Source organism: Leyella stercorea (assembly GCF_019052365.1).
In the GTDB taxonomy this organism is placed as follows: Bacteria; Bacteroidota; Bacteroidia; order Bacteroidales; family Bacteroidaceae; genus Prevotella.
Window position 1 is genome coordinate 13,341 of sequence record NZ_JAHQUY010000013.1, and the last position, 12,065, is coordinate 25,405.

The following is a 12,065-nucleotide window of genomic DNA, read 5'->3' on the forward strand; positions in this document are numbered from 1 at the left end:
TGTTGTACGCTATTAAATGAAATCAAGTGCAAAGGTACACTATTTTTCCGAGAAACAATCATACTTGAACGAAAAATCATACTTAAACACGATAATTTGCCATTTTCTTTTCACTTGATTTCATTGAAAATCATACTCGCAAGTATGATACACAAATAAGATTAAACTTACTGTCATTCTTGTAAATATATCGCTGAAACGCATTAACTTTGCACCGTCAATTTCAAAATCAGACTCAAAATAATGACAACAATGAAATATGAAACCCAACTTTTCGGAGGACAAACCAACCTCCATTGCATGAAGCAAATATTGCATAATGCAAAATCAAACTCGCATGGCTGTATCAGACTTGCCATTTGTATTGCCACTGCGTTTGCCGTAGTCATGCTGACAGCATGTTCAGACGGAAACGGCACGAAGTCGTTCCATTCGAGCGATGAAGCCATCAGAGAGTATCATGGCTTTCTGACCACTCTTCGACAGAACGGCAAGGTCTCAATTCAGACATTAGTTAAGATTGTCAACGAATGGCGCGTGTTGGACGATTCCGTGACATCGTGCATCTCACGTGACACTGTCAGGAAAGCCCACTCATACCCGTTCACGGTATATCATGAGTTGAACGACTCCATCCACATCGAGCTGTGCCGTATGGCGATGTCTAAGCAACGCACCTTTCACGACCTGCTCTATCTCAGAGAACAGACCTCTTCCCATGTTGGTGATGAGGAACTACAGCAAGCCGTGAAGGAAGCACAGCCATTCTTCGCTTCCTTGGATAGCCTGCCTATATATAATAAAGGTGGTAAACAGGCGGTACTGAAGCGTTACCTGCTGTTCCTGCAAAAATCCGCCAAGCAAGGCATTCACGGCAAGGAAGACCTGCTCGCTTTCATCAAGGAAGAGCATTTGTATTTCAAATCCTTCCTGCAATACCTGCCGGATTTTGCTGACGATGACATCGGTGACATCAGACGAAACACCGAACACTGCTGTCGGGAGATACTCCGTGCCGCCGACCGCAAGGATTTGTCCCACAAGGATGCAATGATATACCTCTCCATGCGCACCAACCACCGTCTGCTGCGCAACGCACAAGCGGCTATCGAGGATCTGAATAGTGGCAGGGTAAAGGACGAGCACACCATGCACGCCTACCTCCTGATGATGATGCAGCCGTTCATGACGATGGATGACCTTTCCGTGAGCGTGCTCTCCGACAAGGACAAGGCAGACCTCTACAAAATAGCCGATGCGCTCCCCAAGGAGATGGACGGTCTGGCCAAGAAACTGCACCTCGACAAGCAACGCCTGTCGGATATGCCCATGCTCATGATGAAGATTTATGTCACAAGATTATAAACACCCCAAACAGAGAATACGATTATGTTAGAACAGTTTTGCGATGATTTCCTTGCCGTCGTGCCTTTGCAGTTGCCAGAACTGCTGGACAAGCGCAAGATGGAGAAGCCTGTCAAGTATGACGATTACGTGCTTCTTACTTTCCAGTTGAACACCCCTTTCACGATAGAGGAGGTGATGGATATGCTCGAAGACGAGATGGAAATGATAATCCTCTATCACCACATTCCAAGCCGTCATACGGAGTTCGGACACAGCTGCTGTGCCTATTCCAACCCTTCTTTCGGACGGATGTTCAAGGTCAACGGCTCCACAGATGAGCGTGGCATGGTCAGCCAGATAAAAGTGACCATCTATGACTCGCTGGAGCACATGTCGGCAGATGTATGCCTCGACCTCAGTCTGCATTGCAAGAACGGGTTCTTCAAATACATGAAGCCCAAGGAGGAAGTCCTGCTCGACTTCATTTGAAAGTTACATTTGCCAGATGACAGTCCTGTTCTACCGCAACAACGCTCCATTCTGTTGTCCACAACAAAGGCCAAAGTCATGCCACAAGCTCCCGACCATCTGATGAAGGAAACGCTTTACATGAAGATTATCCATCTTCTCGACCGTCACCGCACATGGCTGGAGATTGAGAGCATCGCCACTGTCCGCAACCACACGATAGTCAGGAACGGCAGAATGACCGACATCCTCAGCCGTGTGCTTGTGGTCAAGGCCATCCACCATCATTTCCCCTACACGAGAGGGCAAGTGTGGCAGATAGCCGAGTACGACTTGGAACAGGCTATCAAGAGCCTTCGGACAACCGACGGAGCTTTCCGTCAGAGAATAATCAAGGGAGAACTGACACTGGAGGATGTGGAGCGTATCATATCCACTGCCACACACGGTGTCGTCCAGCCCGACCTGAGTCCACTTCCATTATTCACATGCTATACATATTATGACAAGTAAGATACTGTTTCTCATCCTGATGTCAGCGTTCTTCTTTGTGACGATGATTCTGCACAGAAGCCGCAGACAGTTTATGACACGGTTCTATCTGCGCATGACCGCGCTTGTGACAGCAAGGAAGCTCTACCGGTTGATGCTGCTCATCCTGCTGTACGTGTTCCACTTCCTCTACCTCTGTGTACACTATAACGACATAGGCGTAGTGGCTTCCACCATAGCGTTTGCCATATTCTTTGTCTTTATGGATGTGGAGAGGTGGCTACAGCGTCTGCACGAGGAGCGGACACCCTTCTGCATCGCCGCGTTGGCGGCAGTGGTGTTTGTCTTCACTCCTCATCTGTTCACGCTTGCTGTCACCATCTCCTTTGTCCTTCTGGCATCACTGTTCTATCCCTCGCGCATAGTCATATCGCTGTGGAAGAACAAGGCTGACCGCAAGATGCTCCTCGAAGACACAGAAATGCTCATCATATACTACTATTAAGTATCACCTGTATCATGCCGTTCCTTTTGTATAATGGAGCTGGCGACAAACAACAGTATTCACCAAACAGATTATTGAAATGAAGAAACAGAAACATAGAACGAGTTCCGGCAAGATGTCTGAACGGATGTCCCTGTTGGAGTTCTTGAAAGAGAGGTCCGGGATAAGGCTGTCGAAGCTCGAAGCCTACCTTGACCTTGTAGACAAGGCTTCTGTACAGTACATCCCCAAGGATCTGTGCAAGCAGGAGTTCAGCCTGTCCAACGGGCAGTTTGTAATCACCATTACCGAACTGGCAGGATGCTGGCATTGGCACCGCGCCACTGTCCGCACCTTCATCGAGCAGTTGGAGAAGATGAACCAGATTTCCGTCACCCGTCTCACGAAGAGCCAAATCATCACCATCCCGATGTTGGCTGAGACACCTGCCGTTTCTCCGATTGACGCAGCCTTGGATGTGTTCCGCCAGAAGATGTGTACCGCATTGGACGAATGGCGAAGCGGCAAGATGTCCGCATCGGCTTGCGCCTCGGAATGTGAACAACTCTACGAAGATGCAACAGAGGAAGTAGCCATTATCTTGCAGAAAGCCGACAATGGCAATTCAATTGGCAAGGTGCCATGCGGAAGAAACATTCCCGAATCTGTAGGACACGCCTTTTGTATGACTGCACTCACAGCTGTCTGCGAAGCCACCTTCCATCAGGTGCTTTCGCAGGAAACAGATAACGCCCTCGTTACCTCCCTTCTTCCCTTCTTTTACAAAGACCTGGGAGGAGACTGGCTCTCATTCATCGAGGCGGCAAAGGCAATATCAGAATTGGCATTGGATGGCAGCTCACCAGCCTTGCATCAGGAAAGCGCAGCCATCAAGTCACAGTTTCAGTCACTCTGCCGACCGTTCCTTGCCATTGTAGCCAACCAAGAGGGCTCCTGTCCATCAAAAGGCTGTATTAACCTCTAATAATCACCGTACAACGCTTCTTCTTTTCTACTGGCACAGTGTTTACACGTCTGCCATTGCTGTAAAATAATCGGGCTTGCCCGTTGGTCGGAAATGAGGGAATTTGGGTAGCCTAATACCCCTCTTGGTCTCCGACCATCGGGAGGCTGTCCTTACAAGCAGCAAGCTGGAGACAGGAGAGTTGTACACACATAAAAGGAAATAGGTTATGGCAACACCAAAACAGGTTATGGATTTCCGACCATCTAAGGGAATCACCACAGCACAGAGCAACGAGCACCAACGCCGTTGGACGGAAAAGGGTTGGGGATCCGCTGAATCAACAGGCAACTACGACCGCAGCCGTGAGCGGCTCAACTTCGAGGTTCGGGGCGGCAAGGTTTGTCCTATAGACAAGAGCCGAAGCATCCCGGAGCGCATGGCAGACATCCTGCGGAGCCGTGGAATCAAAGACCCCAACGAGGGACTGGCAGAGCCACGCTTCCGCACAGTGGTCAATTTCATCTTCGGAGGCTCACGAGAACGTATGACAGAATTGGCATTCGGTGACCAGAAGGTGAATCTCACTCACGGAGCGGACAATTCGCATCTAACCCGATGCAAGGACATTGAGGAATGGGCAAAGGATGTTTACCGCTTTGTTGCGGACAAATACGGTGAGGAGAACATCGTCGCTTTCATCTTACACTTGGACGAAACCAATCCGCACGTTCACTGCACCCTCTTGCCAATCAAGGACGGCAAGTTTGCATACAAACAGATATTCGCCGGAAAGGACAAGTACGAGTTTTCTGCCAGGATGAAAGCCCTGCACAGCGAATTTGCCGATGTCAACAAGCGTTGGGGCATGGAGCGCGGAACTTCCGTCTCAGAGACGGGAGCACGCCACCGCACCACCGAAGAATACCGCCGCCAGCTGTCAGAACAGTGCACCACCATTGAGCAGTCCGTCGCCACCCATCAGCGGACACTCGCCTCGCTCCAATCGGACATCCGTCTGGCAGAGCGGAGAGTAAAAGGACTCACCTCAATGGTCAACAACCTCTTGCAGGAGAAGGCTGAGAAGGAGGCGGCACTTGCTGAATTGCATCGGCAGATTCTTGCAGGTCACGACAATCCTGATGCTCTCCGTCAGCAAGTCCAAGAGCTGGAGCAGGAACTGTCCGCTATCCAGTCGAAACTGGACGACAAGCAGGAGAAGCTCTCAGAGGCTGACCGCAAGCTCGATGCCCTGCGTGAGGAGATGACCGCCATGAAGGAGCGCACGGAGGAGTTGCGGCAGGAGGCACACAGATATTCCGATACTATCCGACAAGGTGCGGACACCGTTCTCAGAAATGCCCTTCTCGAAAACATGGTCAGCGAGTTCTCCGAACGTGTGGCACGGCTTTCCAATGAGGGCAAGGACGTGTTTGACGGTTCCCTGCTTCAGGCCTTTGCGGAGAATGGAACGGAGGTGATGTACTGTGCCACGCTTCTATTCCTCGGCTACGTCGATGATGCCACCACCTTTGCCGAAGGTCATGGCGGTGGCGGCAGTTCGTCCGACCTCAAATGGGGACGTGACGATGACGAGGATGAACGCGCTTGGGCACGCCGTTGCATGATGAAAGCTGCACGCATGATGCGCCCCTCTTCCGGCAAAAGGAAGAAACGATAAGCGGCACTGTCACGTATCACCTGTTATAGTATTCACCAGATTAAATTGAACAACATGAGAAAAATACTTATTCTATCCCTTGGCTTCGCCCTTTCATTGGGTGCGCAAGCCAAAGACTATCACCGCACGGCGGACACCACCACCGTTGTATGCAGACTTTCGGCAGACGGTATGCTTCGTCCGCTTAAACCTTCCTACATGAAAGGGGCATTGGTAGCTTCGCCATGGACGGACAACTGGTTTGTCCAAGCGGCAGGAGGAACTACGGTCTTCCTCGGCAAACCGCTCGGATGCAACGACCTATTCGGTCGCATGAAACCGGCATTCTCCGTGTCGATCGGCAAATGGTTCACACCTTCCGTCGGCGGTCGTCTGAACTATGGCGGTATGCAGTTCAACGACTGCAACAACTCCTCGCAGGACTACCAGTACCTGCGTGCTGATTTCATGTGGAATGTCCTCGGCAACCTCTACAAGGACGATGTACACACTCTTGCCAGATGGAGTGTCATTCCATACGTGGGCGTGGGTATGCTGCACAACAAGGTGAATGCCCACAAGCCCTTTGCCATTTCCTACGGCATACAGGGGCAGTATCATCTCTCCCCACGCATTGCTGTTACGGCAGAGATAGGCAACATGACCACCATGCAGGATTTTGACGGCTATGGCAAGGCACACCGCCTTGGCGACCATCTGCTGTCCGCATCCCTCGGCCTCTCTGTCCGCATCGGCAAGACTGGCTGGAAGCGAGTGATAGACGCTCGCCCGTACATCGCACAGAACGAATGGCTTTCGGCATACGCCTCATCCCTTTCTGACAGCAACAGCCGCTATCACGCCCAGCACGATCGAGATTGTCAGACTCTGGAGCAGCTGCGCAAGATTCTTGCCATCGAGGGACTTCTGGACAAGTACGGCCACCTCTTTTCTGACGATGCCGCTTCTTCCGTCACAAATGGCTATCCTCGAAACGACTACAGCGGTCTCAACTCGCTGCGTGCAAGAATGAGAGACAAGTATGGTAATGGTCAAAAGACAAAGGTCATGGAGTCCGCCTCTTGTACAGAAGAATATGGCAATGCTGAAGGTGAGCCGGAAGACGATTACCTATCGCTCATCCACTCAGGAAAGGCTTGCATAGGTGCGCCCATCTATTTCTTCTTTGAACTTGGCACTGACAGGTTGCTCAACAGGTCACAGCTCGTCAATCTCGACGAAGTAGCACGCATCGCCAAGAAATATGGCTTGAAAGTTAAGGTCATCGGCGCTGCCGACAGTGCCACAGGCAGTGAAGCCATCAATGATAACCTCAGCCGTTCCCGTGCCAGATTCATTGCAGAGGAACTGATGAAACGTGGTATGGAAAATGGCACCATCTCTCAGATTTTCGATGGCGGCATTGACGATTACTCGCCCAATGAGGCGAACCGCCATACCAGAATCCTGCTGTATCTATAGCCAGACATACAGCTCCGAACAAGAGCACTAAAACTTTTTTTTCATTGATAAATTTTAGAAAGGGAGGGCTTGTCCGTGATGGATAGGCCCTCCCTTAATCATATATGTATTAACGCATATTCTATGCGCATATCTTTTTTTTATCCGTGTTTCTCAGTACTTGACCAGTCAAGCAGGAAGTCATATATACTCATTATCTGTATGCCGTTTTCGTCGCTCCACTGCTTGGTATGTTCTCCCACGATCAGCAGTTTGCGGAAAGAGTCATCTACAAGACGCAACGACCGTTTCTCCTGTTCCATCTTTTCTGCATCGGGCATACGCCACGCCGACTGGATGTAGATCCGCTCGCTCCCTTTGTTGCAGACAAAATCCACTTCCAATGTCACCCTCTGCTGCTTTCCTTCCGTATTCCTCACTCGATGATAGACGTTACCCACATCCACGAGCCATCCTCGCATACGCATCTCATTGTAGATGACGTTCTCCATGATATGTGTCGGCTCGCTCTGACGGAACGACAGAATAGCATTCCTCAGACCTACGTCCTGATAATAATACTTGGACAACGAACCTATGTATTTCCGTCCTTTGATGTCGAACCTTTCGGATTTTTCGATAAGGAAAGCATCCTGCATATATTCCAGATAAGCCGACACTGTCTTGTCGGTTATGCTCTGCACATTGCTTACGGACTTGAACGTATTGGCTATATTCAGTGCATTGACAGGTGCTCCTATACTGGATGCTACGGTCTTCGACAATTCTTCAAATTCAGGTCTCAGTTCTATGTTGTTCCGCTCGTAGATGTCACGTAGATATACCGTGCGATAAAGGCGACGCAGGAAATCAGCCTTCTTCTCATCCCCAACCTGTGTAAGTAGTTGCGGCAAACCTCCGTACAGTCTGTATTCAGCCCAACCGTCTTCTTTCGAACCATCATACACCGTCATGAACTCCTTGAAGGATAGTGGCCACACATGTATCTCGTCACCTCTGCCTCGGAATTCCGTCACCAGGTCAGAGGACAGGAAACGCGAGTTGGAGCCTGTGACATACACATCCGCCCCTTCGGTAACTGACAAGGAAGAGAGCACCTCTACAAAGTCTTCCACCTCCTGCACCTCGTCGATGATGATATAATAAGTCTCATAGTCAATCATCATCTTTTCCACCCAGTCCAACAGGTAGTCCGGGTTCTTGAACTCTCTGTTCTTCCTACTCTCCATGTCGATGACGAGAATATGGTCTTCTCTCACGCCCTCATCCAATAGATGCTGATGAAAGAGTTTCTTCAGAAGGAACGACTTGCCTGAACGTCGCAATCCTGTGATTATCTTTATGAGCCCGTTGTTCTTTGAACGGCTCAACTGTTCTATGTATCTATATCTGTTTACTATCATATTTTACGAAAAACTGTCACTTGTGACACTTTTTCGGAGGCAAAGTTATATATTTTATCCTAAATCAAAGAAAGAAATAAAGAAAAATGCACTAAAAATCAATGATTTTCCTGTTTTGTAGTGTCTATTCCACTTGCCGATGCCCATTTTTCTTTGCAAAGTTACTGCCCGGGCGAATGGTCAAGTACCGCCATGCTAACAGGCAGAGGACTGAACGACAGCTTTCCGCAAATCAAAGATTTGGGTATTTCATTAACTCCTCCGTCTGTTTTCTTGCCTTATCGCCCTCATTCCGCAGTCTTTTGATGCACGAAAAATCAGTTCCCGACAAGAGGAGCCGAAAGGCTTCAAAAGGAGGGAAGAAAAACAAGTTGAACAAATAATTTCTTTGCGTATGGAATTACACAGATTATCAGAAAACGAGCAGGCATTTGTCGAGTGCTTCTCACGGTTCGTAAACGGTCAGATGGGGTCAGCCGCCAAGGTAGGCAATGCCCTTGCAGATGACCATCGCTATCTTATCAACGAAAAGGGCAAGGTGGTGTTTGCCTTCTTGGAACGCCTTGCCAACGACTATCAAAAAGGTCGTTATGACCAGCGTGACGAGTGGGTGTGCCGATTGGCAGCAGAGGCCATCGAACACCTTGTAGAGAACAGAATGTATTACAGAACACTTAACAACGATTGACTATGGCAAGCAGATTGATTACACCCGTATTGGAGGAGATACTGAAATCCTATCCTCTGTATTCACAGGACGGCAAAGGCAAGGATGCCGTTTGTGTGGCAATATTCTTCATCGGACACGTCCGTTGGTTCGTACTTGAAGGACAGCCGGAAGGTAACGACACCACGTTGTTCACCATCGTATGCGGTCTGCATGAAACGGAGTATGGCTATACCTCCGTCAATGAAATGGAGAGCGTAAAGGTGGATGGCTCCAAATATGGAGTGGACGAGATATTTCAAGTGGAGCAGTTGGACGGCTTCAAGCCGGTGAAACTGAAGAGCATTCCAGACGAGGATTTACAAGCATTCCTTCATAATATGGAATGACCCCAAATTAAATCAGCCGCAGGGACATTACTCCTTGCGGCTGACTATTGTTAGTACCTACTATGAGTAGTAAAGCCTACGATTAGTATATACTACGATACTACTCTCATCTTCGGAAAGCGGACTTGGCAACGTGCTCCTCTTGTACCTCTTCCTTCTGGTACTCCTCCATGTCAAGCAGTTGCTCATACGCAGAGCTGATGTTTGCGTCCATAGAATGGTTGTGGCTGAAAGGGAAGGTATGCTTCACAGAGAGTCCTGCATTGGTCACAGTCCCCACATCCAGGCTATCCTTATCCTTGTTATATTGCAGGTTCAGCAAACCACCATTCGGCATTTGGAATATCGGCATTTTTCGCTGCGCCAATTCCGAAAACTCTTCGGCGGTCATCTCCCTCGCCACAGCCTTCACGTCCTCACTGGCACGTCCTATGCCATAGCGAGTGATATGGTCACGCACTTCTTGCTCCGTATGCTTCAGGAACACCTCATACGTACCGCCGACACTCCCGTTATAGACCACTGCAAAGTCCTTGTCCTCTATTAGCAGGTCATCGCCTCTGTTCTGGCACGGCTTCCTGTAGGTCTGCTCCTCGTCCATGCCGTTCCCGTCATAGTATTCCTTGGCAAGCGTCAGCAGTCCTTGATAGTCACCTTTCTCCTTTAGCTTATCCAGTTCCGATGTGTCATCCGTTGATTGGAGATAGGCGATGGAGGCATAATAGACGTTTTCTTTCGATTGTGAAGGCTCTGTCAGGCTTTTGTACTGGGCAAAAGCCTCCTGATAATTGGTGTCAAGGTCTTTGCCGTGGTCGTAAGGAACAGAGAGTTTCACTTCCAGACCGTTACTCGTCGGCACAGCAATCTTTACAGAGTCCTCCTTCTCATGATGCTGGATATATACAGCAGAACCATTATATGCCAAGACTGCATGGTCGCCGTCATCTATGGATAGATAACTTTTCCCTTGCCCGTTTTCCTGCTCAGCCTTTTTCTCCTGGTCTATCTCCATAGCAATCTTGTCGATATGCTGCGTGAGCATTGAGGTAGCTTTTTTCACATCGAGTAGCGTGGTCTTGATGAACTGCGGCGACTCCTTCAGCGAATCCAGCCAAGACTTCAAATAGGCAGCCGAATCTCCTTTCAGATGCTTTGTCATGCCATACCGCTGAGCGGTCAGCGCAGCCGTCAGTTCTGCCACCAGTTCCTCGCGTGCATACTCTGCCGAGCCGAAGGTAGCGGGCTTGATGCGGTCTAACTGTCCCTCCGCACCCGTGGAGTGTCCCATCTCGTGGAAAAGGTTCGAGTAGAAAGACTCCCCATCCTTGAACTGCCTTTTCTCAGGCATCACAATCTCATTCTTGCTGATGGAGAAATAGGCGGAATCACCGAACATCGGTTTGATGGGACATATCCAACGGTTGTCCGCTATCATCCTATCCACGGGTTCAAAGGCAAACTGCTCGTCCTTCTCTACCTTGGGCATCGAGTATTCCTGTTCCAGTTTCTCCCAAAACTCTGGTCTGACCTCCTTCAGGTTGGTCTGCGCCACATTGAAGACATGGTAAGTCTGAAGCTTTGGATATACATTGTACTTTTCGCGCTCTTCCTGAGAGAGCAGTTTGTAGTCCTCCCACTTGATGTGTTCCTTTGTTTCCTTATTGACCACCGTAAACGTGGTGAGCATCACGGGGAAAGAATGCTCACCTTTCAGTACTGACACACGGGGCTTCTGTTCCTCGTCTTTCTTGCCAGTTTTGTTAAACTGCTGTATGCGGTCGAAGGTACAGAAGCGAGGAATCTTGTAACCCTCCTTCTCGCAATGCAGGAGCAACATCATAGCGTTCATGCCATTATATTCTCGTCCGTTCAGGTTTTTCGGCCATTGCAACGCACCTTCAGTAAACCAGGGCTTTTTCCATCCGTCTTTGCCCGACAGCGACTGAATACGCTCAATCATCATATCGGCAAACAGGTCGAGTGCCTTGTCTTCGGCACTCGGACCTTCCTTAGCATAAGGCTTTCCCATAGTCAATTAACCATTATAGGGCTGCGGAACATATTCGCTCATTTCAGACACTCGGCAGGAGAAGTCCAGTTTGTCATTGAAGACACTGACAGACAATGCCCCTTTGATGTTCGCTTTCACGCCTGGTTGCAGCCATGCCTCGCATTTGCCATCGAATAGGAAGAAACTTACCCAGATGTATTCAAATCCGTCCTGTACTTTCTCTGCGCTGAAAGCGGAGAACTGGCAGTACGGCACACCATTCTTGTCCGTCTTGTCCTCAATGCTCTTGCCCACCTTGCCGCGGAACTCCATCACGCCCTTGATGCAGTCCTCTGCCTCGTCAGGCTGGTGGCTGATGCTGCTTGCCGACAGGTTGAAATAAAGGACATCGCCCCATTTTCTTGGTACCAATACACCGGCTACCTCAATGCGTTCGCCGATGTTGCAGCTGCCCACCTCCGTCAGTGTCCCATCTTTGATGACCGACACCTCGATGGTCTTGTTAATCCCGCTCTTCGCTGGAATGACTACGTTCATGGCAAAGCTCACGAATGCCTTGCCCTCCTTGTTCGTGCGGCAGGTCGCAGCCTTGCTGACCGTTCCGCACACTGTTACATTACATTTGATCATTGCTCGATACTATTTGAATTATACATATCCATCGTCCAAGTGAAATGTCTTAGCAATGACAATAATCT

At 49.4% G+C, this 12,065-nt stretch carries 12 protein-coding genes; 9 read left to right on the top strand and 3 right to left on the bottom strand.

The features are described 5' to 3' along the window. Positions 1-252 precede the first annotated feature (252 nt). The 7 genes from KTQ90_RS04040 to KTQ90_RS04070 all read left to right on the top strand — a co-directional run bounded on the left by KTQ90_RS04040 (position 253) and on the right by KTQ90_RS04070 (position 6,897). Positions 253-1,365, top strand: coding sequence for a hypothetical protein (locus tag KTQ90_RS04040; RefSeq protein WP_005816286.1), 1,113 nt, complete (start codon positions 253-255; stop codon positions 1,363-1,365). A gap of 24 nt (positions 1,366-1,389) precedes the next feature. Then, on the top strand, positions 1,390-1,836 hold the full coding sequence (locus KTQ90_RS04045; RefSeq protein WP_004319947.1) for a hypothetical protein: 447 nt from the start codon (positions 1,390-1,392) through the stop codon (positions 1,834-1,836). 78 nt (positions 1,837-1,914) lie between these two features. Continuing rightward, positions 1,915-2,328 (top strand): hypothetical protein, encoded by a 414-nt coding sequence (locus KTQ90_RS04050; protein WP_005816283.1) that lies wholly within the window; start codon positions 1,915-1,917, stop codon positions 2,326-2,328. Beyond that, positions 2,318-2,812: a hypothetical protein gene (locus tag KTQ90_RS04055; protein ID WP_005816282.1), complete on the top strand. Its 495-nt coding sequence runs from the start codon at positions 2,318-2,320 to the stop codon at positions 2,810-2,812. Before KTQ90_RS04050 ends, KTQ90_RS04055 begins: the two co-directional genes overlap by 11 nt. A 79-nt stretch (positions 2,813-2,891) precedes the next feature. Further along, entirely contained in the window at positions 2,892-3,776 is an 885-nt protein-coding gene (locus tag KTQ90_RS04060) for a hypothetical protein (protein WP_005816280.1), read from the top strand. A gap of 208 nt (positions 3,777-3,984) precedes the next feature. Continuing rightward, positions 3,985-5,436: a MobV family relaxase gene (gene mobV, locus KTQ90_RS04065; protein WP_005816278.1), complete on the top strand. Its 1,452-nt coding sequence runs from the start codon at positions 3,985-3,987 to the stop codon at positions 5,434-5,436. A gap of 54 nt (positions 5,437-5,490) precedes the next feature. Further along, on the top strand, positions 5,491-6,897 hold the full coding sequence (locus KTQ90_RS04070) for an OmpA family protein (protein WP_005816276.1): 1,407 nt from the start codon (positions 5,491-5,493) through the stop codon (positions 6,895-6,897). Between the two features lie 140 nt (positions 6,898-7,037). Here KTQ90_RS04070 and KTQ90_RS04075 read toward each other — a convergent pair whose 3' ends face one another. Then, positions 7,038-8,300, bottom strand: a complete 1,263-nt coding sequence (locus KTQ90_RS04075; RefSeq protein ID WP_005816273.1) for an ATP-binding protein — start codon at positions 8,298-8,300, stop codon at positions 7,038-7,040. Between the two features lie 394 nt (positions 8,301-8,694). Here KTQ90_RS04075 and KTQ90_RS04080 point away from each other — a divergent pair, with 394 nt between their 5' ends. Then, entirely contained in the window at positions 8,695-8,988 is a 294-nt protein-coding gene (locus KTQ90_RS04080) for a hypothetical protein (protein WP_005816271.1), read from the top strand. 2 nt (positions 8,989-8,990) lie between these two features. Next, positions 8,991-9,356, top strand: coding sequence for a DUF2958 domain-containing protein (locus tag KTQ90_RS04085; RefSeq protein WP_005816269.1), 366 nt, complete (start codon positions 8,991-8,993; stop codon positions 9,354-9,356). 106 nt (positions 9,357-9,462) lie between these two features. Here KTQ90_RS04085 and KTQ90_RS04090 read toward each other — a convergent pair whose 3' ends face one another. Both KTQ90_RS04090 and KTQ90_RS04095 read right to left on the bottom strand, forming a co-directional pair. Beyond that, complete coding sequence (locus KTQ90_RS04090; RefSeq protein ID WP_005816267.1) at positions 9,463-11,385, bottom strand: zincin-like metallopeptidase domain-containing protein; 1,923 nt, start codon at positions 11,383-11,385, stop codon at positions 9,463-9,465. A 6-nt stretch (positions 11,386-11,391) separates the two neighbouring features. Then, positions 11,392-11,997 (bottom strand): hypothetical protein, encoded by a 606-nt coding sequence (locus KTQ90_RS04095; protein ID WP_005816265.1) that lies wholly within the window; start codon positions 11,995-11,997, stop codon positions 11,392-11,394. Positions 11,998-12,065 lie beyond the last annotated feature (68 nt).